At 56.2% G+C, this 22,933-nt stretch carries 25 protein-coding genes; 14 read left to right on the top strand and 11 right to left on the bottom strand.

Annotation, left to right across the window (positions count from 1 at the left end; all coding sequences use genetic code 11):
• Nucleotides 1–341: 341 nt before the first annotated feature.
• The 3 genes from JIF53_RS00415 to JIF53_RS00405 are packed head-to-tail and all read right to left on the bottom strand — an operon-like array spanning nucleotide 342 to nucleotide 2,828.
• Complete coding sequence (locus JIF53_RS00415) at nucleotides 342–1,124, bottom strand: MetQ/NlpA family ABC transporter substrate-binding protein (protein WP_199451571.1); 783 nt, start codon at nucleotides 1,122–1,124, stop codon at nucleotides 342–344.
• A 19-nt stretch (nucleotides 1,125–1,143) separates the two neighbouring features.
• The gene (locus JIF53_RS00410) at nucleotides 1,144–1,821 is read right to left on the bottom strand and encodes a methionine ABC transporter permease (RefSeq protein ID WP_014420171.1); all 678 of its coding nucleotides are present in this window, start codon (nucleotides 1,819–1,821) and stop codon (nucleotides 1,144–1,146) included.
• Nucleotides 1,821–2,828, bottom strand: a complete 1,008-nt coding sequence (locus tag JIF53_RS00405; protein ID WP_014420170.1) for a methionine ABC transporter ATP-binding protein — start codon at nucleotides 2,826–2,828, stop codon at nucleotides 1,821–1,823. Before JIF53_RS00405 ends, JIF53_RS00410 begins: the two co-directional genes overlap by 1 nt.
• A gap of 180 nt (nucleotides 2,829–3,008) precedes the next feature.
• Here JIF53_RS00405 and JIF53_RS19355 point away from each other — a divergent pair, with 180 nt between their 5' ends.
• Both JIF53_RS19355 and JIF53_RS19350 read left to right on the top strand, forming a co-directional pair.
• Complete coding sequence (locus tag JIF53_RS19355; protein WP_323127130.1) at nucleotides 3,009–3,284, top strand: hypothetical protein; 276 nt, start codon at nucleotides 3,009–3,011, stop codon at nucleotides 3,282–3,284.
• Nucleotides 3,245–3,478, top strand: coding sequence for a hypothetical protein (locus tag JIF53_RS19350; protein ID WP_228285424.1), 234 nt, complete (start codon nucleotides 3,245–3,247; stop codon nucleotides 3,476–3,478). The genes JIF53_RS19355 and JIF53_RS19350 overlap by 40 nt, the downstream gene beginning before the upstream one ends.
• Here JIF53_RS19350 and JIF53_RS00395 read toward each other — a convergent pair.
• Entirely contained in the window at nucleotides 3,475–4,086 is a 612-nt protein-coding gene (locus JIF53_RS00395) for a hypothetical protein (protein WP_011783800.1), read from the bottom strand. The genes JIF53_RS19350 and JIF53_RS00395 overlap by 4 nt on opposite strands.
• A gap of 142 nt (nucleotides 4,087–4,228) precedes the next feature.
• A complete protein-coding gene (locus JIF53_RS00390; protein ID WP_199451570.1) occupies nucleotides 4,229–5,716 on the bottom strand; it encodes an amidase in 1,488 nt (495 codons plus the stop codon).
• Between the two features lie 97 nt (nucleotides 5,717–5,813).
• Between JIF53_RS00390 and JIF53_RS00385 the strand changes: the two genes are divergently transcribed.
• Entirely contained in the window at nucleotides 5,814–6,581 is a 768-nt protein-coding gene (locus tag JIF53_RS00385; RefSeq protein WP_141066765.1) for a sulfite exporter TauE/SafE family protein, read from the top strand.
• On the opposite strand, the gene JIF53_RS00380 is transcribed toward JIF53_RS00385, so the two are convergent.
• The gene (locus JIF53_RS00380; RefSeq protein ID WP_199451569.1) at nucleotides 6,578–8,932 is read right to left on the bottom strand and encodes a diguanylate cyclase domain-containing protein; all 2,355 of its coding nucleotides are present in this window, start codon (nucleotides 8,930–8,932) and stop codon (nucleotides 6,578–6,580) included. The genes JIF53_RS00385 and JIF53_RS00380 overlap by 4 nt on opposite strands.
• Before the next feature lie 177 nt (nucleotides 8,933–9,109).
• Between JIF53_RS00380 and JIF53_RS00375 the strand changes: the two genes are divergently transcribed.
• The 11 genes from JIF53_RS00375 to JIF53_RS19715 all read left to right on the top strand — a co-directional run bounded on the left by JIF53_RS00375 (nucleotide 9,110) and on the right by JIF53_RS19715 (nucleotide 17,217).
• Nucleotides 9,110–9,907 carry a MotA/TolQ/ExbB proton channel family protein gene (locus JIF53_RS00375; protein ID WP_141066763.1) on the top strand — a complete coding sequence of 266 codons (798 nt, stop codon included), beginning with the start codon at nucleotides 9,110–9,112 and terminating at the stop codon, nucleotides 9,905–9,907.
• Nucleotides 9,894–10,289, top strand: coding sequence for an ExbD/TolR family protein (locus JIF53_RS00370; protein WP_014420161.1), 396 nt, complete (start codon nucleotides 9,894–9,896; stop codon nucleotides 10,287–10,289). Before JIF53_RS00375 ends, JIF53_RS00370 begins: the two co-directional genes overlap by 14 nt.
• On the top strand, nucleotides 10,286–10,696 hold the full coding sequence (locus tag JIF53_RS00365) for an ExbD/TolR family protein (RefSeq protein ID WP_022993429.1): 411 nt from the start codon (nucleotides 10,286–10,288) through the stop codon (nucleotides 10,694–10,696). Before JIF53_RS00370 ends, JIF53_RS00365 begins: the two co-directional genes overlap by 4 nt.
• Nucleotides 10,693–11,448: a TonB family protein gene (locus tag JIF53_RS00360; protein WP_199451568.1), complete on the top strand. Its 756-nt coding sequence runs from the start codon at nucleotides 10,693–10,695 to the stop codon at nucleotides 11,446–11,448. Before JIF53_RS00365 ends, JIF53_RS00360 begins: the two co-directional genes overlap by 4 nt.
• A gap of 315 nt (nucleotides 11,449–11,763) precedes the next feature.
• The gene (locus JIF53_RS00355) at nucleotides 11,764–12,612 is read left to right on the top strand and encodes a formate/nitrite transporter family protein (RefSeq protein ID WP_113879592.1); all 849 of its coding nucleotides are present in this window, start codon (nucleotides 11,764–11,766) and stop codon (nucleotides 12,610–12,612) included.
• A gap of 58 nt (nucleotides 12,613–12,670) precedes the next feature.
• Nucleotides 12,671–14,410: a bifunctional protein-serine/threonine kinase/phosphatase gene (locus JIF53_RS00350; protein WP_141066760.1), complete on the top strand. Its 1,740-nt coding sequence runs from the start codon at nucleotides 12,671–12,673 to the stop codon at nucleotides 14,408–14,410.
• 207 nt (nucleotides 14,411–14,617) lie between these two features.
• The gene (locus tag JIF53_RS00345; protein WP_199451567.1) at nucleotides 14,618–15,136 is read left to right on the top strand and encodes an Hcp family type VI secretion system effector; all 519 of its coding nucleotides are present in this window, start codon (nucleotides 14,618–14,620) and stop codon (nucleotides 15,134–15,136) included.
• A gap of 320 nt (nucleotides 15,137–15,456) precedes the next feature.
• On the top strand, nucleotides 15,457–15,966 hold the full coding sequence (locus tag JIF53_RS00340) for a hypothetical protein (protein ID WP_199451566.1): 510 nt from the start codon (nucleotides 15,457–15,459) through the stop codon (nucleotides 15,964–15,966).
• Between the two features lies 1 nt (nucleotide 15,967).
• Complete coding sequence (locus JIF53_RS00335; RefSeq protein ID WP_199451565.1) at nucleotides 15,968–16,303, top strand: hypothetical protein; 336 nt, start codon at nucleotides 15,968–15,970, stop codon at nucleotides 16,301–16,303.
• Nucleotides 16,304–16,483: 180 nt separating this feature from the next.
• The gene (locus JIF53_RS00330) at nucleotides 16,484–16,942 is read left to right on the top strand and encodes a hypothetical protein (protein WP_228285423.1); all 459 of its coding nucleotides are present in this window, start codon (nucleotides 16,484–16,486) and stop codon (nucleotides 16,940–16,942) included.
• The gene (locus tag JIF53_RS19715; RefSeq protein WP_199451564.1) at nucleotides 16,939–17,217 is read left to right on the top strand and encodes a type II toxin-antitoxin system HicB family antitoxin; all 279 of its coding nucleotides are present in this window, start codon (nucleotides 16,939–16,941) and stop codon (nucleotides 17,215–17,217) included. Before JIF53_RS00330 ends, JIF53_RS19715 begins: the two co-directional genes overlap by 4 nt.
• On the opposite strand, the gene JIF53_RS00320 is transcribed toward JIF53_RS19715, so the two are convergent.
• Genes JIF53_RS00320 through JIF53_RS00300 form a run of 5 tightly spaced genes read right to left on the bottom strand, consistent with a single transcriptional unit; the run spans nucleotide 17,192 to nucleotide 22,790 of the window.
• Nucleotides 17,192–20,461, bottom strand: coding sequence for a type I restriction endonuclease subunit R (locus tag JIF53_RS00320; RefSeq protein WP_199451563.1), 3,270 nt, complete (start codon nucleotides 20,459–20,461; stop codon nucleotides 17,192–17,194). The two genes, JIF53_RS19715 and JIF53_RS00320, sit on opposite strands and share 26 nt — an antisense overlap.
• Nucleotides 20,462–20,515: 54 nt before the next feature.
• A complete protein-coding gene (gene brnA, locus JIF53_RS00315; protein WP_199451562.1) occupies nucleotides 20,516–20,785 on the bottom strand; it encodes a type II toxin-antitoxin system BrnA family antitoxin in 270 nt (89 codons plus the stop codon).
• A complete protein-coding gene (locus JIF53_RS00310; protein ID WP_199451561.1) occupies nucleotides 20,775–21,038 on the bottom strand; it encodes a BrnT family toxin in 264 nt (87 codons plus the stop codon). The genes brnA and JIF53_RS00310 overlap by 11 nt, the downstream gene beginning before the upstream one ends.
• Before the next feature lie 42 nt (nucleotides 21,039–21,080).
• The gene (locus JIF53_RS00305; protein ID WP_228285422.1) at nucleotides 21,081–21,722 is read right to left on the bottom strand and encodes a type IV toxin-antitoxin system AbiEi family antitoxin domain-containing protein; all 642 of its coding nucleotides are present in this window, start codon (nucleotides 21,720–21,722) and stop codon (nucleotides 21,081–21,083) included.
• A 54-nt stretch (nucleotides 21,723–21,776) separates the two neighbouring features.
• Complete coding sequence (locus JIF53_RS00300; protein WP_228285425.1) at nucleotides 21,777–22,790, bottom strand: restriction endonuclease subunit S; 1,014 nt, start codon at nucleotides 22,788–22,790, stop codon at nucleotides 21,777–21,779.
• Nucleotides 22,791–22,933 lie beyond the last annotated feature (143 nt).

Below are 22,933 nucleotides of genomic sequence, written 5' to 3'. Positions count from 1 at the left end.
GCCGACCTTCGCTACACTCAAGAGAATGCTGAATAAAGGGAGATTTACCTGCTGGGGTCTGAGTTCTGCCAGTAGTGAATACAGTCTGGGGGTGCTGAGTTACAACCTGATGCGGGCGATCAACGTGCTGGGCGTGAAGGGGATGCTGGCAAGGCTGGCTTGAGGCGCTTAGGCCTCTTTATTGCCTGTAAATATAGGCTGATTGAAAGCAAAAATGCCCCGGACGATGTCCGAGGCACTTTGTGGGCCTGCTCAGAAGCTATGTAAATCGTGTTTTTACACAGCCTCCAAATGGCTGCCCTTTTTTATGCTTGAGAACACCTGAAGGCACTCCGTTCCGATCAGAACGCCGGAACAACCGCACCTTCATACTTCTCCATAATGAAATCCTTCACCGCATCGGATTTCAACGCATTGGCCAGCTTCTGCATGGCTTCGCTGTCCTTGTTGTCCGGACGGGCGACCAGGATGTTCACGTAAGGAGATTCGGAGCCTTCAATCACCAGAGCATCTTCAGACGGGTTCAGGCCCGCTTCCAGCGCGTAGTTGGTGTTGATCAGCGCCAGGTCCACCTGGTTCAGGATACGCGGCAGGGTCGCCGCTTCCAGTTCCTTGAAGTCCAGGTCTTTGGGGTTGTCTGCAATATCACGCGGGGTCGCAGTGATCTTGCTTTCGTCCTTCAGGGTAATCAGGCCCGCTTTCTGCAGCAGCAGCAGAGCACGTCCACCGTTGGTGGGGTCGTTGGGGATGGCTACAACCGCACCTTCTTTCAGCTCGTCCAGAGACTCGATCTTGCTGGAGTAGGCGCCGAACGGCTCCACGTGAACGCCGGTCACAGTCACCAGGTTGGTGCCACGGCCGTTGTTGAACTCATCCAGGTACGGCTGGTGCTGGAAGAAGTTGGCATCCATACGCTTCTGATCAACCTGGATGTTGGGCTGCACGTAGTCGGTGAACACCTTCACATCCAGCTCTACACCCTGTTCCGCCAGGGCCGGCTTCACGAATTCCAGCAGCTCGGCGTGGGGTACCGGAGTCGCGGCTACGGACAGTTGTTCTGCCGAAGCAGCAGTCGAGAAGGTTGCAACAGCGGCCAGAGCCACCAGAGTTTTCTTCAGGTTCATAACAAATCTCCTGCGTTAATTATTTACGGCTGAAATACAGGACCAGGCGATCGCCCGCCATCTGCAACACCTGCACAAAGATCACCAGCAGGGCCACAGTAATCACCATGACGTCGGTCTGGAACCGCTGGTAACCGAATCGGATCGCCAGGTCGCCAAGGCCGCCGCCACCAATAACGCCAGACATGGCTGCGTAAGACACCAGAGTAATGGCCGTTACCGTAATGCCCGCGATAATGCCGGGAAGTGCCTCCGGCAGCAAGGCACCAAAGATGATCTGTCGGACATTCGCACCCATGGCCTGGGTTGCTTCAATAATGCCCCGGTCCACCTCCCGCAAGGAGGTTTCCACCAGGCGGGCAAAGAACGGAGCACCACCGGCCACCAACGGCGGAATCGCGCCGGCCACACCCAGGGAGGTGCCGATCAGCATTACCGTGAACGGGATCATCACAATCAGCAGGATGATGAAGGGCACAGAGCGCAGCACGTTCACAATAAACGACAGGATGGCGTAGGCCACCGGCTGTTCCAGCAACTGACGCTTGCCGGTCAGGAACAACAGCACACCGATTGGCAAGCCAATCAATACGCTGAACAACAGCGACATGCCCACCATCACCAGGGTATCCCAACTGGCCCAGCCAATTTCGGCCCAGTCCACGTTCCCCATAAGGCTTTCCATCAAGGCTTCCATCAGCGCACCACCTCCACATGAACTTCAGCGGCTTCCAGCGCTTTCATGGCGACCTCCAGATCGCCGCCCACCAACGACAGGGTCAACTGGCCGTAAGGCGTGTCCTTGATGTGATCAATCCTGCCCGAAAGAATACTGAAATCCACACCGGATTCCCGGGCAACACTGCCAAGCAACGGTTTGTACGTGGATTCCCCCTTGAACGTCAGTCGCAGAATACGACCCTCGGCTTTCTGCAGATCTTCCTGCAGCTCATCCCGATCGACATTCTCGCTTTCGAACACAAAATCCCGGGTGGTCGGGTGCTGGGGGTGCAGAAAGACTTCACTGACTGGCCCCATTTCCACCACACGGCCGGCATCCATCACCGCCACCCGGTCACAGACACGGCGCACCACATCCATCTCGTGGGTAATCAGCACAATAGTCAGGCCCAGTTCCTTGTTGATGTCCGCCAGCAGCTTTAGCACCGACTGGGTGGTTTGTGGGTCCAGGGCGCTAGTGGCTTCATCGCACAGCAAAATAGTCGGTCTGCAGGCCAGAGCGCGGGCAATGCCTACCCGCTGTTTCTGGCCGCCAGACAACTGGGACGGATATTTGTTGGCATGATCGCTCAGGCTTACCCGAGCCAGGAGCTCATCCACCCGACTGCGAATTTCAGCCTTGGAATAAATGCCCGCCAGCTTCATCGGGAAGGCAATATTGTCAGCCACCGTCTTGGACGACAGCAGATTGAAATGCTGGAAAATCATGCCCACTTTGCGTCGGAACGCCCGCAACTCTGCGGCGCTGTAGCGGGTGATGTCTTCGTCGTCGATCAGGATGCGACCGCCGGTGGAGGGTTCCAGTTTGTTGATCAGTCGGACAAGGGTCGATTTGCCCGCGCCGGAGTGGCCGACGATGCCGAACACCTCACCGGTCTCGATGGTCATACTGGTGGGATGCAGCGCGGGGATCGCCCGGCCAGCCACCTGGTACGACTTTTCTACCTGGTCAAATACAATCACGATCAGTGCCTTGCAGATGCGTCGTTAAAACCGGCGATTATAGCCTATTCAGGGGGCAAACCCGAATCCCGCCCGGTGGCCGGCAGGTGGGTAGTTGCCCTTACACCAAAAGGTACCTGACAGACCCGCACCCAGGTCAGCACGGTCAGCCGGGCCATTACCCTGATCGGGTTTGATGCCGTGAAGTCCATGGCAATTTCGTCTCTGATTGTCGATTCCCTGCTTAAACGCAATGATCGCTCCCACCTGCTGCGATGCCTGGCCAGGGCGATTCACGCCGCGGTACAGGCCCGCTGTCTGATGCCCAAACGCACCGAGCACGCCCTGGAAGCCACCAAAGTGGCGGTTTCTCTGGGCATCCCGCAAGTGACCGCTCTGCTGCCGGGCAACCAGGAGTCAGCCCCGATGCCCCGGCCATGGACTCCGACCTGCAACTGCAGATTCTGCGGGAGCTAACCCAGGCCCTGGCGGAAAAACCGGACATCAATGAGGTCTGCCAGTTGGTGATTGAGGGGATTCACCGGGCCATCGGCATGCAGCGCGTAGCCCTGTTGATGACTGACCGCTCCGGCGAATTACTGGTACCGCGCAAGGTAGGTGGCCGCGGCACCGAAGAGTGGCGCGAGCACTTTGTCATCAAGAAAGGTTAGTGCAGTGAACGCATCTGCCTTGGGTATAACGCCGCACTGACTTCCGGCTCTTCCAACAGATCCGCCAGTTCCCGATCCACGTCGGTTTCCTCGCCCTCATCCGGCAGTGGCTCAAACAGGGTGCTCAGCCAGGAGGCCACGGACGGCGCGTTATCTCGGTCGTAGTCGGTAGACAGCGCCTTGATCCGGCGGAAGCCGATAATGCGTTGGTGGCGCGGGTCGCGGATCTGCTCGAAACCCCGCCAGTAGATGCGATCACGGGTGTGAAGTTGAACGAACAGGGTATCGATGGGGCCATTATCGTCATCCCGGGCGTCGTCATCAGTCGCCGCCTGCTCAGGCTCGGGCTGGCCTTCGGCCGGTTTACGGCGGATGGTGGTCCAGGCCGGATAGAGCACCGCGACCGCGTCGGCCTCCACATGTTCCCTGGCTGCTCTCAGAATAAGCCCCCAGCGAGCCTTGTCGGCATCGGTCTCCAGTGAGTTGATGGGAAGGTCGTAGCTCTGATCACTGGACAGGACAATCGCCATCATCGGGGCGTCCAGTTCCCCCATGGCTTCAGCCTGCGCTACGGATACCAGATCGTCGATTGCCATCGATTGGTTCATAAGATGCTCGCCTCCTCGATGCCATCAGGGTGGTCAGGAACCGGTGTCCCTGACTAACAGCATAGCCTGTTCCACATGGAAAGATAAACGTGGAGTTGGTCACCGCGGATCACAACCCCCGGAGAAGGTTTTTTCTTCCACCTCAGAAAGCATCCTCAAGGCGCTCGTAGTTACTGAACCACGGATTGGCCTCTTCCAGTTGAGCAGCAACCTGCAGCAGGCGGTCTTCACCACCGTGGCCCGCCCCGAACTGCACACCCACCGGCAGTCCGTCACGGGTCCAGTAAAGGGGTACCGACATCGCCGGCGTTCCCGTCAGGTTGGCCAGTTGGGTGAACGGTGTCCTGGCCAGGCTTTCCAGGGCCATCTGGTCCACCTGTCCACTTTTGTGCACCAGCTTTCCGGCTTTCAGGCCCAGCATAAGTCGCGCCACCAGCTTCAGGTGAGCAGGTGTGTCCATTTCTCCGATCCGGGCCGGTAACTGGCCAGTGGTGGGACACAGATAAAGATCAAAACGATCGAAATAGGCCCCGAGGGCCCGGGCGAAATCGTTCCACTGCTGGCGCAGGCGAACATAGTCTGGCAGCGGCATGGTGCGCCCGAGCATACCCAGCAGCCGGGTTTCCAGCTCAAAATCCCGATCGGTGGTGCCGAATTCGGTTTTCGCGCGTTCCATAAGCGCGGATACCTCACCGAAATACAGCGCCAGGTAGCAGCGGGCCAGGGCCAGCCCATCAAACTCCGGGCGGGCATACTCTACATCGTGGCCCAGGGATTCCAGCAGGCGTGCCGTTTCTTCAACTGCGGCGACGCATTCCGGCGCTACCTCGGTGTCATAGGGTGACGAGGTAAATACGCCGATTTTGAGGCGGCCCGGTGACTGCTGCATCAGGTCTGCCCAGGGGGTCGATGGCTGTGGGATAGTAAACGGATCGCCACTGGCCGGACCGGACAGCACATCCAGCATCGCGGCGCTGTCCCGGACGGTCCGGGAAACCACATGATCGGTGGACGCTCCGGTCCAGGCCTCGCCAGCGTATGGGCCAACCGAAATCCGACCCCGGGACGGCTTCAGCCCGAACAAGCCATTGTAGGCGGCCGGAATACGAATGGAGCCACCGCCATCATTGGCACCCGCCATGGGCACAATGCCAGCCGCGACCGCAGCACCAGAACCGCCGCTGGAGCCGCCCGGCGTGCGCTCGGTAGCCCAGGGGTTACGGCTGGGGCCCCACAACGCCGATTCGGTCACGGCCTTGAGGCCGAATTCCGGGGTTGCCGTGCGACCAAGAAAAACCAGCCCTGCCTCACGGGCACGGCGCACAAACTGGGAATCCCGCGTAGCGACGTTCTTCAGCAGAGCCCGGCTGCCGTATGTACAGGGATGCCCGGCCTGCTCCTGTGCCAGATCCTTGAGCAACAAGGGCACCCCGGCGAAGGGGCCCTTTGCAGGAAAATCCTGATCCATGGCCTCTGCAAACTGCGGGTGGCAGATGGCATTCAGGCGCGGGTTCACGGCGCTGGCACGGTCGATAGCGGCCTCGGTCACTTCCCGGGAGGTGACTTCACCCCGGCGAATCAGATCGGCCAGGGCCGTGGCATCGTAACGGAGATATTCGGACGGTTTCATTGGCAACCCTGCTTGTTGTTCTTCGGCGAAAGTCCCCTGGACATTCCCGTTATAAACCGGAAACTCAGGAGCTTACGCCAATACCAAAGTGAGTTCCATGAGCCTGATCGTGTTTCCTGAAGCCCTGAGCACCAGCGTGATTGTGTTCCTGCTGATGGCGTCAGCGGTTACCTCCATGATAACCGCCACCCTGGGCGCCGGCGGCGGTGTCCTGCTGCTGGTACTGATGGCATCCTGGCTGCCACCGGCGGCAATCATTCCTGTGCACGGCATGATCCAGCTCGGTTCCAACAGTGGCCGGGCCATACTGACCTGGCATCATATCGACTGGAAGGTGATCGCCGCCTTCGCCCCAGGCGTGCTGGCAGGGGCCGGACTGGGTGCCTGGTTGCTGGTCGATCTGCCGGCTCATCTGTGGCAACTGAGCATTGCCCTGTTCGTGCTTTACCTGTGCTGGGGCCCCGGGTTGCCCAAGGCCTCTTTTGGCCCGTTCGGCGTGTTTATCGCTTCTGCCATTACCAGTTTCGTGAGTCTGTTCGTGGGCGCTACCGGCCCCCTGGTGGCGGCGTTTATCAAGCAGATTCACACCGACCGCTTCCGCACCGTCGCCACCTTTGGCACCGCCATGACCCTGCAGCACGCCCCCAAGGCCCTGGTATTCGGCGTGGCCGGTTTTGTGTTTTCGGAGTGGCTGCTCTTTATTCTGGCCATGATCGCCTGCGGCTTTGCCGGCACCTGGCTTGGATTACACCTGCTTAAATCCATCAATAACCGGTGGTTCCACACCGCCTTCAACCTAGTACTTACCTTGCTGGCGTTCCGCTTGCTCTGGCAGGCAGCGCGCTCTGCCGGCTGGCTTGGCTAAGGCCGGTCGCCTTCGTCCGGCAGTGCAATCGATACTACGCAGTTCCGGCCCCGTGATTTGGCGATGTAGCAGCCTTCATCAGCCCGAGCCATCACCTCTTTCGGGCCGTTGTCGTGGGCTGAAACCGGCGTCAGGCCAATGCAGACGGTGACGCCAAACTGGCGACCGTCGTGTTCGATCTTCAACGCCTGCACCTTTGCCCGGATGCTTTCAGCCAGGGTTTCGGCACGCGCCATACCACAGGCTGGCAACAGAATGGCGAACTCATCACCGCCAAGTCGGGCTACCGTATCCGACTGACGCACGGCCTGTTTGAACACCTCCGCCAGCCGCTTCAGCAGATCATCGCCAACCAGGTGACCACCTTCATCGTTGACTGGCTTGAAGTGGTCCAGGTCGATCATCATCAGTACCGCAGGCACCGGTTGCCCGGGCGCATCCGCCAGCGCCTTGAGCAATGAGGCGGTGAACGCCCGCCGATTCAGCAACTGGGTCAGTGCATCGTGGGTGGCCTCCCAGGATAATCGTTCTTCTTCCCGCCTGCGTTCACTGTCGTCCCTGAGTACAAACACCAGCCGTTCCTGCCGCTCGCCCCGTCGCAGATGCAGCATGGTCAGATCGATGTCGTAGATCCGTCCAGCCAGGTTTTCGAGGGTCACGTAGCGGTTGTCGATTTCCTCTCCGGACAGAAAAGTGTCGTAAACCAGTTCTTCATTGTCGTGGCGGATGGTGACGGATTCGAAAAAGTTATGGCCCACACAGTCATCATCCAGCGCCAGAAAACCGCAGGCGGCGCCGTTGGCGTAGCGGATAGCGCCTTCGGTATCCACCATCAGCACCCCTTCCTGAAGCACATCGAGAATCGAATCCGCCCGCTGCTGTTCCTCGCGAATGGCCCTTTCAAAGCGCATTTCCTGAGTCACATCCCGGACGGCAGTAATGGTACCAATGGCCTGGTCCGGCAGGTCGATCACCGAGGTAATGACATCCACCCGGACATGACCGGGCAGACGATGGGTTAGCAACCGTAGCCGGCTCCTGAAAAAGCTGCGGCGTACCAGAACATTGCGCCACCCCTTCATGGCCTTGTCCCGGTCTTCGCTGGCGACGGTTTCAATCAGGTAGCGATGGCGGAGCCAGTCCTCGGGGCGCCCGACAATATCCAGAAACGCCGGGTTCACGAACTCTATACGGCCCAGGATATCCGTGTGTACGATGCCGATCGGTGCATTGCTGGTGAGGGACCGGAAGAAGGCCTCGCGTTCGGCCAGTGACCGGAAAATCTCATCCCGTTCCTGCCGCACCTGGTTGAAGACTTTGGCAACGTTGCGGATCTCCGACCCGCCCACCTCGGAAACAGGCTCCTCCCGTTCACCAGTGTGCCGCTGATATATCTGAACCCCGAGATTGCGCAACGGCGCCAACAACCGGTAGAAGATCCAGAAAGCCAGAGGCGCCAGTATTGATACTACCGCCAGCAACGCCCAGCTGAAGCCACCGGTCATCCTCAGTGCCGGAGCAAAGGCCTCACGCTCGGGCCAGACAGCGGCCACAAACCATGGCACCAGCGCCATTTGCGCATAGCCGGTTATGGTCCCGGTTTTCCGGCCCGGATGATCGTGGGATGTGCCCTCGAAACCGGACATCGCCTGCAGTAAAGAGGGGGACGATTTGCTTACGGGCACCATCACCTCTCCCGACAGACCATCAGCAAGCACGATGCCGTTTTGCGTTATCAGGCGCAGATAGCCGGTCTGGCCCACCCGGACACTGGCAAATTCACTCATGAAATTGTCGCCCTGCAGCAGAATCAGCCCGCCAATCATGCCGATGAATCGCTGGTTTGCATCAAACAGGGGCGCGGCCACCATAACGCCGGGCTGCTCATCAATTACGGTAATGTAGGGAGCGCTGATAATGGGCGACATCCGGCTGACCAGATCGGTGAAGTAGGGGCGCTGCGAGGCATTGAAACCGGGTACGTAATACGACGCCGGGGAAGCTGCCAGTAACCGACCATCGGCATCGAGAATAAAGGTGGCATCGAAAAGCTGGAGCAGGGCATCCTGATTACGCAGCAGGACCCGGGCCCGGTTTTCCAGCACGATCTCGGTAGAGGGGAAGCCTTCGGCCACCAATGTCAGTACATCCAGTCTTTCCGACAGCTTCAGATCCAGTTCCCTGGCGACCATTCCGGCAATGGTTTCCACTTGACCATACGCCATGTCCTCCAGCTCGGCCCGACTGAGCAGCCACCCGATGGCCGCAATGACAACCGCGGATGTCGCCACAAACACCACTACCAGGGCGACGGCTCGGTTTACCAGGCTGCCGAACCATTTTCTGACCAAATCAATCACTCCCGCTGCTCAGGCTCTCAGGCTCTGGGCGCCCATCATGAACACCAGATAGTTGCAAACGTCACCGAAAGTCTAACAAAGGCGGGCGGATACGTCAGATCGAGACTTGAAATTCTACTGATAATCGTTATTATTTATGTCTATTTTCGTCTCGCCGGGAATATCTGTATGGATTCCATTACTGCCACTTCCGCATCGCTGTTCGACCACGGGCCACTCGGCCAACTGGTCGAAATGGGCGGTCCAGTCATGATCGTTCTGATCGCCATAGCCGCCATTGGCGTGATCACGTTCTTCTACCTGATGCTGTTCGGAACCTTCTACGCCCCGCGATTTACCCGGAAGTTGCGCTACCTGGTTCAGCAATGGCAGGCATCCCCGGCCCAGACTTCCCCGGAAAAGATCAGAGCCGACGCTGGCTTGCTCGGGCGTACCAATCCACTGATGCATCTGCTGGTCAACACCATGACAGCCAGCAAGTGCAATCCGAATATCAGTGCTGTAAGGGAAACCGCCGTAAGGGATGCGCAAGCGGCGCTGGAACCTTTCGAGGCACCGTTAAAAATCATCGAAGTGATTGCCGCCCTGGCCCCCTTGCTGGGCCTTCTGGGTACCGTAATGGGCATGATGGAAGCATTCAGCGCGATGGCGGCGACCGATGGTCGCGCCAACGCCAGCCAGCTGTCCGGTGGTATCTATGAAGCGTTGACCACGACGGCCGCAGGCCTGGTAGTGGCCATTCCTTTTGCGGCGCTGGCGGCCTGGATCGAGTTCCGTCTGCGCCGGATTCACAAAACCATCAACAGTGCCCTTGTCAGCGTCTTCAACGTGTTGCCTGGCGACGAAACGGCCACAGCGGCAGACGTGGCCACACCGGCAGCCGAGCCCCGCCCTGAGAGGGCAGCAGAGGCGGACCGGAGTTATTCGGTCGGCGATAATCAGCGGCTGGCACATGCAGCTGGTTGACCCCCGGCCAAACCGCCCGATCCCCATCCGGATAACACCACTGATCGATGTGGTGTTCATCCTGTTGGTGTTCTTTATGCTTACCACCCGGTTGTTACCGGTAGATTATCTGGAACTGGCGAACAATACCGGCCAGCAGAGCAGTGCCACAGGCGCCCCCCTGCCAGAGCTCAGGGTCAATGCCAATGGCACGGTACGCTGGAAGAAGAAAGACTTCGACCTGGCGCAGCTGCTGTCGACGCTGAACGCTGAAGGGGTAAGCGAAGCCAATCTCGCCACTACGCCCGATACCAGCCTGGCCCATTTCACCCGGACCCTCAGTGCGCTGGATAACGCCGGCATTGAACCTCACTGGAAGCGTACAAACACGCCTGACTCATGACAGACCTGGTTCCACCTCCATCAACCTCCGGCAAGGGCCTTCTGGAACGTGTTGAAGATGCGTTGCTGCCCTTGATCAATCTGGTGTTTCTGCTGCTGATGTTTTTCATTGTAGCGGGACAACTTACCAACGAACCGCTGCCAGAACTGCCTGGTACCGAGCAGAGTCCGGAACAGCAGGCACCCGAGGCCGACATGATGGTTCAGGCCGATGGCCAATGGCAGGTCGAAGGCAAGCACCAGACCCGCGAGAGTCTGCTTGCCGCGCTTCCGGCTCCGGATGAGAACGTACCCTTGAAGATTGCGGCGGATCAAAGCCTGACCATGACCGAGCTGGAGGACTTGCTCAGGATTCTGGAAGAGGGCGGTTATTCGGAAGTTCTGCTGCTCACGGAGCCTGCCACATGACAACAGCAGGTCGGCTACCCAAGGCCCTGTTCCTGATCATCGCCATGATCGCAACCGCCCTTGCAGCGGTCCTGGCCACGCCCGAGGAAATCCTGGAGATGCCGGTTCTGGGTGACAGTGCCGTGAACACCGCCCCCGCAATCAAGATCAATCTCGCCGGCAGGAAATCGGTAGAGCCAAAACCGGAGGTCGCGCCGGAACCCGAACCGGCTCCAGAGCCAGAACCGCAGCCCAAGCCAGAACCCAAACCAGAGCCCAAACCAGAGCCAAAGCCGGAACCGAAACCTGAACCCGTGCCAGAACCAGAACCTGAGCCAATACCAGAACCTGCCCCCACACCGCAGGAGCCAGAATCCAGTCCCACCGAGGCCGTGGCAGAAAGCCCAGAACAACCTCAGGGCGAAGAAGCGGACAGTAACACCAACCAAAGCGCGGTACCTTTACAGAATGCCGGTCAGTCATCACAGGTAGACAGCTACCTGAGCAAGCTCAGCCGGCACCTGGCGCGCTATTACGAGTATCCTCGCCGTGCCCGCCGGCTAGGCCAGGAGGGTACACCGGTGATTGTCTTCGAGTTCCGGCGCGATGGCTCGCTGGTGGAACACTCGCTGCGCGACAGTTCCGGGCACTCATTGCTGGACGATGCTGCTTTGGCCATGCTGGCGCAAGCTGCGCCACTGCCAGCCGTGCCGGACTCCATGCGCGGCAAGTCCTTCACCTACGCTCTGCCAGTCCGTTTTAATCTGCGCTGACTCACTCCCTGCCAGGCACCAAGGAAAGGCAGGGCGCACTCTGCCGGTGCGCTGGCCAGCAATGCAGGCACCAAACCGCAACCGACGCCCCACTCAACCTGTTGATTTTTAAATCAAACCCTGAAAGCTTCCAACACTGGCACACTCTCTGCTCAGACATCCTCAGCAGATAGCCTGTTCATCTTCATTCAGGCTGCCCGCGCACATTCTGTTCAGACGACGGCGTCTACTCATTCCTGTCCCTACCAGGCAGGCAATGAGGGCGCCGTTTTTTGTTGGCTCCAGATAACCAGAAAGCGATCAGGGGAACACACTATGTCTTACATCATGCCTTCGGAGTTCGTCACCAAGATGGTGGACGCCGGTGAATCGAAAATCTACATGGCCACCCGGGATGTCCTGATCCGGGCCTTTATGGCCGGGGCCATCCTGGCACTGGCGGCGGTATTCGCCATTACCGTCGGCGTACAGACCGGCAGCCCGCTGGTCGGCGCACTGCTGTTTCCGGTCGGGTTCTGCATGCTTTATCTGATGGGGTTCGACCTGCTCACCGGGGTGTTCATGCTGACCCCGCTGGCCCTTCTCGACCGACGCCCCGGGGTGGATACCCGCGGCATCCTTCGAAACTGGGGCTGGGTGTTCCTGGGTAACTTCGGCGGCGCCCTGACGGTTGCCACCATCATGGCCTTTGTTTTCACCTACGGTTTCAACACCGAAGCCGGAGTGGTCGGGGACAAAATTGCCTCTATCGGCAAGGCCCGTACCCTGGGTTATGCCGAACATGGTGTGGCTGGCTGGTTCACCATCTTCCTGCGGGGTGTACTGTGTAACTGGATGGTATCCATGGGCGTGGTGGGCGCGATGATCTCCACCACGGTCCAGGGCAAGGTACTGGCCATGTGGATGCCGATCATGCTGTTCTTCTACATGGGCTTTGAGCACTCCATCGTCAACATGTTCCTGTTCCCGTTTGCGCTGATGATGGGCGGCGAGTTCAGTATCATGGATTACTTCATCTGGAACGAGATCCCCACCGTTCTGGGCAACCTGGTAGGTGGCCTGTCCTTCACTGGGCTGACGCTTTACGCCACCCACGTTCGCACCGCACCCAAGCGCACCCTGACAACAGACTACCGCGAACCCGTCAGCGCCCGCAGCGCCTGATTACCACTAAGGCCCCGCCGGTGCCGCACACACCGGCGGGCTTCAGTGGCTCATATTCATGTCCAACTGCGAACAGCTCACGATAGAAGCCGGACAATTCAGCAGCGCCGGCCGGAAACCCGCCAATCAGGATTTCCATGGCCTGCTGATACCCGACAATCACCAGCGCCACAGCAAGGGAATTGCGGCAGGAATCGCCGATGGCATCAGCTCCAGCAATGTCAGCCAGATCGCCAGTGAAGCGGCGGTGGCCGGCTTCCTGAGCGACTACTACTCAACCCCCGAGAGCTGGTCGGTGAAACAATCGGCCGAACGGGTGCTGAGGGCAAGCAATGCCTGGCTGCACGCCCAGACCCGACAAAGCCGATATCGCTATGACCAGGACCGGGGCTACGTCTGCACCTTCAGTGCCCTGGTTCTGAAATCCGCAACGGCGCACCTGTTTCATGTGGGAGACGCCCGTATCTACCGGCTTCAGGGCAACACGCTGGAACAACTCACAACCGACCACCGGGTCTGGCTTTCGGCCGAGGAAAGCTGCCTGAACCGGGCTCTTGGACTGAGCCCGCAACTGGATATCGAGTATCGCAGTCTCGCCCTGCACCGGAACGACGTGTTTCTGATGATGACCGATGGTGTTTACGAACGGCTCTCGGCCGGTGATATCACCCTTTGCCTTGCCGACAACGGGGACGATCTGGATCACGCCGCCCGGTCGCTGGCCCAACTCGCCCTGGAAAGGGGAAGTGAGGATAACCTGACGGTCCAGGTATTGCGGGTAACCCGGTTACCCTCTCGGACACAGGACACCAGCGCCCAGAAAGCCTATCGCGAACTGCCATTCGCGCGCGAGCCCGCTCCCGGTGAGGTGCTGGACGGCTACCGAATCATCCGGGCCCTGCATATCAGCAGCCGAAGCCACGTTTACCTGGCCAGGGATGAGAGGTCCGGGAAGCAAGCCGCAATTAAGTTCCCGGCGATGGAGTTGCGGCAGTATCCGGATGAGCTGGAGCGATTCGTTACTGAACGCTGGATTGCCCAGCGCGTTCAGAGCCCCCATGTGGTTGCCATCTTTGCCCCGGAGCGTCCGCAAAGTTGCCTGTATCTGGCTACTGACTTTGTAGAAGGTTGTACCTTGCGGCAATGGATGCTTGATCACCCGCAGCCAGATCTGGAAACCGTGCGACAACTGGCCGAGCAGATTATCCGGGGGCTCAGGGCCTTCCACCGGCTGGAAATGGTGCACCAGGATCTGAAACCCGAAAATGTCCTGATCACACCGGATGGCCGCGCCATGCTGGTCGATTTCGGAGCCACCCGGGTCGCCGGTCTGGAAGAAGCGGGCAAGCCTGCCGCTTGCTATCCGGTTGGAGCCGCCCTCTACTCGGCGCCGGAGCTCTTTCTCGGCGAACCCGGCAGCTGGCAGTCGGACCAGTACGCCCTGGGCGTGATTATCTATCAACTATTAACCGGGCGCCTGCCCTACCATACCGATGTACCCCGCATCCGCACTCGCAAACAACTACAGGCTCTGACATACCGGCCCGCCAGGGCCTGGCGTGAAGACCTGCCGCCGTGGCTGGATGCCACCCTGGCCCGGGCTACCCATCCGGAGCCCCATCGCCGCTACCCGGCGTTATCGGAACTGCTCTACGAACTCCGACACCCCGGACGAGACTGGCGTGCCCGACACCATCCACCTCTCATGGAGCGGCACCCGGTGCGTTTCTGGCAAGGCGTCTCGGCCCTGCTCCTGCTGGCACTATTAACCTCCCTGGCCAGTGGCTCCTGGAACTGAGCCCCGGGCCATTTATTGCCCAGCCAGCAAAAGCTCGCCCGCCCGCCAAGCAACGCCTTGCCCGAAGACACTCAGACATTGCCCGAACTCCACGTAACTAGTTGTTATATCAATACATTCAACAACTGGCACGGCGATTGTTATCTATTATGCCGTCCAGGGAACATCCTTGGGACACTCATTCACAACATTGTCATGGAGCAGACTATGCCAACTCCTTGTTATATCAGCATCGAAGGCCAAACCCAGGGTAACATCACCGCTGGCGCGTTCACTTCCGATTCCGTAGGCAACATCTACGTTGAAGGTCATGAAGACGAAGTGCTGGTCCAGGAATTCAGCCACACCGTCTTGGTCCCAACAGACCCTCAGTCTGGCCAGCCTTCTGGACAGCGCGTTCATAAGCCTTTTGAGTTTACTGCAGCCCTGAACAAAGCCACCCCGCTGATGTACAACGCCCTGGCTTCCGGCGAAATGCTGCCGAAGGTAGAGCTCAAGTGGTACCGCACTTCGGTAGAAGGCAAACAGGAGCACTTCTTCTCCACCATTCTGGAAGATGCCACTATCGTTAATATCGACTGCAAAATGCCTCACTGCCAAGATCCTGGCAGCGCAGACTTCACTCAGTTGGTCACCGTTGCTCTGTCCTACCGTAAAGTTACTTGGGAACACACCGTAGCTGGAACTTCTGGCGCTGATGATTGGCGCGCCCCAGTCGAAGCCTAACCAATTCGGCGTCACCCAAGGCCTTGATTCAGGGCCTTGGGATCCTCAACTCCGAAGTAACCAGAAATGCTGCAATACCTTTCGGTTCTTTATTTTACTACTGTGCGATAAGATCTTGGCGGAAAAGCAGTTTGTGTATTGCCCGTTCAAACACTCATTAATAATCCGAGTCTTCAACGGGTAATAGCTGACAGCTATTTCGCGAGCAGGAAAGAGGCACCCTCATATCGGACTAGGCTAACCAGACCGCCGCAGTACCACCGCTCGCAATCACGAACCTGCCATTTTCTTTTAACAGTTAACCCAAAAGGACGTACTCAATGAAATTTGGAGCGATTCTATCCTTAACTATACTATTGACTGGGTGTGCAACCTCTCAAACCACAATATCTTATAGTGGCGAATTTAACCTTCAGGTTCCAACAAAGTTGCTTTCAGGATCCACCGTTTTCACTGCTGACGGATTATCAGTAGGATGGCCCGAGGGCAATTTAATTTCTGGGATCGTAATAACAAAAGAGCTAGAGTCTCTACCAAGTGACTTCGACCTAAAAGATTATCCAAAGTATCTTTTTAATATAAAAGATAAAACTGATCTTGATAAAAAAACTGCCGACATACTCAAGAACTCAACCATCGAAATTGATCATTCTTTTGGAATTGATAACCTCACTATAATATCAAAATTTGACACTGAAATTTATAGCGCTTGCAAAGATGAGAAATGCATTGCATTTATAATAAAAAACAATGTAACTGACCACCTATTATCAATTTATTCCCAAGGAATTACTGAAATAGAGTTTATTAGCTTAGCAGAAGGAATTTGAGATGCTGACCACTAGCGAAAAGGATGCGCTTTATATTTTAATAGCGGCAACTCTGGGCGATGATCTTTCGATTCGATCCCGAAAGTCCCAGTTTAACAATAGGACCGTTAATGTAGTTGAAGACATGATAATTGCAAACATGGATTGCAATGCTAATATGAGGGAACTTATTGTCAACTTATTGGACGGATCGTCCATGCTAACAAGGGGCTGGTTGAAAAAAATCCTCAAGACATCAAAAAACAAAATTAAAGAGATGGATCTACATGGATATGGCTGCTTGGTTTCGACAAAATCCAGATGGAAAAGTGCCATTATAACATCAGTTTTCTGGTAGCGCCCCGAACCAATACACCGATTTTTGAGCGCAGTGTGAGCAGCGCCAACATCTACAATGGACCAGATGGGTGCCAAACTTTTCGTCAACGTACGCATTAACATGATGTGCAAGCGTTTTCGCGCGGTTCAATTCAAGCCTCCTATTCTCGACTCTTTGAACTGAACAGGGATCCGTTTGATGCAGAAAACTATCGCTTTAGGGTTTGTGTTGGTCAGCCTGCTCTCTGGTTGTGCTACTACTGGCCAGACACCCATTGAGTTTCACACCTCCAATCACCTGACTTTTGAACTCGGTAGTGGTCGATTTAATACGATTGATGTGCAACCTTTTGAAACCCAGCTTTGGCTTGGTTCCGCAATGGTTGGTTCGTTGATGACCATGGAAACCAGTCCAGATTTTGATACCGCTGTCGACGAGGTCAGGCAAGGATTTAATGAAGCGCAAGGATCCTCCGGCAAGGTCGTTCAGCTGGATTTGGGTAACAGCGCCTACGGCTTCTCAGTCGCTGTCAATGGATACACCACTGCATTTATCGCCACCTCAAAACATCCAACTTCGTGGATTACCATCAGTACTCAGGATGACATTTTCGAAGAAGTTCTGTCTTCATTGTCTGTTAGCAAAACACGCGAATGATTTACCCTGTTTATGTTTGTTTAGGCGATGAAACAACTGCCCATGGTGCAGAGATACCAGATATCCCCGGATGTTTTGCTGCATCTGATGAGTGGGATGACCTACCGGCTCATATGCTTGATGCCTTTCGTTTGAGCATGGAGGGTACAGCAGAAGAGCCACCTGCACCCTCCACCATATCCTCACTTGAGGCGCGCTACGATTTTGAAGGGGGCATTTGGATGCTCTTTAATACAGAATCCGGGGAACTCAGGCCACCCACTTCCGACCACTAGCCGCAAACTCCACGACCAGCTCGAAAACGTTGTCACACTTTTCTTTGAAAGCCACACGGTCGTAGCTTTCCGGCAAATCCTTATCCAGCACTTCCTCAATGGCAGCCTTTACAGCTCGCTGAGTCTGACCATCCTTCCACCAATCCTGAACCAACACTTTCGGATGGCCCTCCAACAACCGGATGATCAAATCCTTTGCAGCCAGCTTTACCCTCTGCTCCTCGGCTTTGGTGAGCTTGTCCTTCTTCAACAGGTCGTATATCTCCAGCTCATTCTCGCTGAGACCTTCACGGATATGCCGTTCTGATTCTTCCCGTATGTTGCCAACGTACTGGACCAGATCTTCATAGTACGCATCTGCAGAGGAGCTCCCCGAATTGTACTTGTCGATGATCTCCTGTAATCGTTGGGCAAAGTCGGTACGGGTGTGGTTCTGCTCCAGAAGTTGCTGCAGTTTGTCTTCGATAAAGGCACGTAACTCAGCAATCTCAATGTGCTTGTACTCAGCTTTCCTGAAATCTTCACGGAGCTTATCGTAGTTAATCTTGCTCAGATCCCAGCCCTGGCCCTTCTGGACGATCTCATATTCCGCCCTGTGTTCCTTGATGTTGAAAGCCTCGGCATTGTCCACCACCACGCTCTCGTCCAGCAGTTCCGAGATCTTTTGACTGACTTCATCAATATCAGCCTGCTCCACCAGCGCATCCACCACGCCACGGAGGTACTGGATTGCCGCAATCCGCTGATTATCATGCTGCTGGAAGATTTCCGGCTTGCATGCCTCATACAGCGCCGTCACGGTGTTTTCGTACACGTTAAACTGCTTGCGCCAGTCGTCGTTACTCAGGAGGGTATCGGCCGCCTGGTTAAAGAAACCGATATTCTTGAAGGTATCCTGCTTCTCAAACACTGAATTCAGCTCGATATCCCGCTCCCGGCAGAACTCAAGTGTTTGACTAACCGCATCATCGAGTAGTTCGAAGAGCTCGGACTTCTCCTGAACCGGCGGCTCCTCGCCATCCGCGCCCTGCGCGTAATCTTTCAGTGCCTTGCGCATGTTGCGGAACACGTTGTAGTAATCAACGATTTCGCCGTTTTTCTTCTCGACCAGATCACCGCTGTGGCCTTTGACGCGATAGGAAGCCACCCGGTTAGCCCGGGCAATGGTCTGCATCAGGGTATGGCCCTTCATGGGCTTATCAAGGTAAAGCGTGGATACGGTGGGCGCATCGAACCCGGTTAGCCACATGGCGCACACGAACACCAGTTGAAGAGGGTGCTCCGGGTCTTTGAAGTTATACTCAACATCGTGCATGTGCTCATCAAGCTGCTCCAGACGCTTGATGTGCGGCTTGATATCCAGGCCCTGCTTTTCGAATTTCTCCTCGTCCGCTTTCGGATCACTGATCACTACGGCCATCTCGACCGTTTTCATGTAATCCCGGATCTTCTTATAACGGGCCTTTTCGACCTCGTTGGTCGATTCTTTGATCAGCTTCAGCAGGCGTTTCTGTTCGTCTTTCCAGCGCTGCTGCACTTTGTCATACATGCGCACGGCGGTGAACTTGTCCAGCGTGATGACCATGCCTTTGCCAAGATAACCACGGCGGGGAAAGTGGTACACGATGTCGCGAGCAATGGTATCCAGGCGGTCGTCCCGCTTGATCACTTCCAGTTCACGGGCGTACTTTTTCTCCAGTTTTTCCTGCTGGGCGTCATCGAGATCTTCGTCTTCGAGCAATTCGTAGAATTCATCACCCAGATCGTCGTTCTGGATCAGTACCTTTGGCACCCGTTTCTCATAAAACAATGGCACCGTGGCGTTATCTTCCATCGCCTGCTGGAAGTTGTACTCGGACACATAATCGCCAAACCAGCTGTTGGTCTTGCGATCACGACCCAGCAGTGGCGTGCCGGTGAAGGCGAGGAAGTGGGCACCTTTCAGGCCTGCCCGCATGTTCTCGGCAAGGTTCTTGTACTGGGTGCGGTGCGCCTCATCCACCATCACAATGATTTCCCGGTTTTCCTTTTCCGGGTCAAACAACCGGGGGTACTTCCGCCCCTTGTCGTACCGGAATTTCTGGATCAGGGCGAAGACCACCTTTTTGTTCTGACCCAGGAACTTGCGCATTTCCTCGGCATTGGCCGGTTGCGCTGCATCTTCTTTGCGAACCGTCTCCGTATTGAGGAAGTTCCGGTAGATCTGCCCGTCCAGATCCTGTCGATCAGTCACCACCACAAAGCTGAAATTACCCGTCGCTTTCCGGAAAATCTTGCGGGCGTAGAAAATCATTGAAAAGCTTTTACCCGAGCCCTGCGTATGCCAGAACACCCCGAGCTTGCCGTCGTATTCGCTGCGTTTACGGAAACGCTCATAGGCGTTGTTCACACCCAGGAATTGGTGGTTCTGAGCAATGATCTTGGTTTCGCCTTTGTGGAAGAGGATAAAGTTTTCGACGTAATCCAGCAGGCGGGACTTTTCGCACAAACCGTCCGCGACGTGCTCCAGGCTGGTGGCCTGCTCGGTAATCTCCTTACGGTTTACCGCCTCCTTCTCACTCTCCACCCGGAACCAGTTAAAGAAGTGTTCCCAGCCAGCCGTGAAGCTGCCCACCCGGGTTTCCAGGGCATTAGATAGCACACAGAATGCATTACAGTGGAACAATTGGGGAATGTCGTGGTGGTAACTGCGCAGGTTGTCTTCGAAGGCATTGCGCAGCCGCACATTGGAGTTCTTCAGCTCGATAAAGACCAGGGGTAGCCCGTTAACATACAAAATGACATCCGGGCGACGGTAGGCGGCCTTGGGGGCCTGACCCACGGATTTGATCCATAGCTGGGAGACCGCCAGCCAGCGGTTCTGTTTCGGATCGTCAAAATGAACCAGCCGGACTTTCTGGTGCTGTTTGATGCCCCGCTCATCATCAAACTGGACGGGCACGCCATCCCGGATCAGGTCATACAGCTCCCGGTTGGCAGCAATCGGAGACATGGCCGCACGCCGGTTCATCACTCGTTCAATGGCTTCGTCGATCTTGCTTTCAGGGATATCGGGATTCAATGCCAGGCAGGCGGTTTTTAACTCAACCGGGAAAATCACATCCCGCTTATCGGCACGGTGAGAGCCATCGTTCAGTTCTTCCGGCTTTGCGGTATAGCAATCCAGCACATTGAAGCCATGAATGTGCTGAAGGCGCTGCAACAGCGCCTGCTCGATATTGTCTTCCGAAATAAAACTAGCCATCGGCCTGCCGACTCCATGGACCGGGTGGGTATTCTCCGGAGTTCTGCCGCTCCGTTAGTGGGCACCGCCTGCATTGTCCTGATTGAGTGGCTTGTTGGCTGCCTCCGCCTGCAAACGCTCAACCAACCAGACCTTGATGATAGATTGACGGGTAACGCCAATACGCGCGGCCTCCCGATCCAGAGACTCTACGACCCAGGCCGGAAAATCAACATTGATTCGCTTTTGTTCCTGATTCACGCGCCGTGCAGAAGACAGATCAAGATCCTCAACAACGTCCTGCTGGGCGTCATCAAACTTCTTGTCGAAATCTTTAGCTTTCATAAAGCTCAACCTCTTTTTTGCGGGAACGCCTGACCGAAATCAGGCGAATACGCCCTTCCCGGTATGTCACAACGGCCGACCAGTGCTTGCCCCCAATCTTGCCAATCAGAAGATAACGGAGCTCATCCACACACTTTGCTTTTATCTCCAGCAAATATGGGTCTTTCCACAACTGCTGAGCATCCACGAAATCAATGCCGTGCTTGTCCAGATTGGCCTGGCTTTTGGTTCCGTCAAATTCAAACACGTCCATGAGTACAAATTATTCCTTTTTTACTCAATCGACAAGAGAGTACTACAAGACCTTCACCGGCATCTCTCGTTTGGCTTCCAGATAGGGCGCCATCACATTGGCGACCCGGCAGATTCTGGCGTATTCCATCAGCTTGCCCGGTAGAAAGGTTTTACGAGTACGATAAAGCTCCAGCGCCTCCAGCACCACATCCATGCCGATGCGGTTGCGGAACTTGAAACAGTCCGCCAGGGTTTTCTCCGGGTCGTAGACGTGCAGGCTCATGCCGTCCACCTCTACCTGTTCAATGCCGGCACTAAAGGCCTGGCCGGAGAATCGGTAGCCGGCCACCGGCGGATAATCCAGAACCGGCAGGCGGGCATCACGCTCCACCGCCAGATGCACCTGATGGGGAATCTGGGTGGTGATGCCATGCCAGTCCAGCGCAGAAATCAGGCAAATCACGGCATTGGGGAAACGGGTAGCGGCGGCCACCAGATCCGGGTTTTCAATAGGAGGCAGGGCCGCCAGCCGGTACAGGCCGCGGCTGACCGGCTCAATCACCCCTTCGTCCCGAAGCTGATAGAACTGGTACCGACTATAGCCCCGGGCCAGCGCTTCGCTCAGGCGAAGCTGGCCGCCGTGCTGTCGGAACAGGGTTTGAAGTTGTGCCCGGGAGGATCGGGCAGAGTCGGAGTCAGACAAACTGTCACCACTTATTAATATCTGGTGACAGTTTGTCTGATTGCCATTGAGGGTTCAAGCGGCGGCTTCGGCGGCGTTGTCTGACTTATCACTCTGCATGGAAGGCGGAAACTGGATATTCAGGTTTTCCACGGAGAGTTTGCCGGAGATCAGGCGGGGGAGGAGCTGGTTTTTCGTATACTCCAACATATCGATTTGCTGTTCTAATTTCTCTATTTGCTCATAAAACGGTTCAACCAGCTTTACGAACTCTTCCACTGTCGGCGTATCTGGAACAAGATATTTCTGTTTTCCAATGAGATCGGGCTTCAGGTGCAGAACATTCGCACCATTGGCCAACTCCTTCAACGCTTCGGATATTCCGGAATAGCGCAGGTGGGCGTAGGTAAAAAGATCAGGCCAGGAAAATGCCGATATTTTCACAACATCCAGAGAGATGATGCCGTCGGTTTCTCCCAAATATGGAACACGGGCCGCTCGACCAATAACCTCACGGTTCTGAGTCATGTCGGTCACCGCCATAACAACATCACCACGATTCACCTGCTGCCGATCTCGGAACTCACCCCGGAAATATTTCAAACCGTTGCTTCTGTATCCACCACCACGATTGAAATTCTTGAGGTTGATGAAAGGCCGGCCACCATTCAAATGATCGGATATTTCTTCGCTGGAGTAGGACTTGCCCTTAACGACTTCAAACAAATCATCGCCCTGTGCCACCGCCCATGAGGCAGGAAGCCCCTTCTCAAATTCCGCCTCCTGCCACCCCGGAAATCGGAACCGCACAAACCACTCGCGGTAGATTTCCTCGGCCATGTTTTCCAGCAGGGTGATGCGGCGTTTGTTGTTTTCGATCAGGTCGTCATAGGCAGAGAGCAATCCCACGATCTTATTCTGAATATCAATCGGCGGAACCGGGACATTAATTAGTTTCACGATGTCCTGATTCAAGGAGGCCATGGTCGCCCCGAATGCACAAACCGCCATCATCCAGTCCTGATGGGCCTGCGTTCGTAAGAAATAGGAAATGAATTTAGGGTTTATTCTAGGTGAGTTGAACCTCAACCTCTGAGGTGGACCCAATCAGTTGGACAACCTGATGGTGTCCCTAAGCTATGATCCGGTTGTTTCCCTGGCTCAGGCTGCCAGAGATATGGGTTGCCCGTAGTACACCTCATCGGGCGTTTGGTAATCAAGGGTTTGGTGAT

Source organism: Marinobacter sp. bablab_jr008 (assembly GCF_016464145.1).
GTDB classification, from domain to species: domain Bacteria; phylum Pseudomonadota; class Gammaproteobacteria; order Pseudomonadales; family Oleiphilaceae; genus Marinobacter; species Marinobacter nauticus.
The sequence above is the reverse complement of the archived record's forward strand: the minus strand, read 5'-3'. Positions and strand labels throughout refer to the sequence as shown.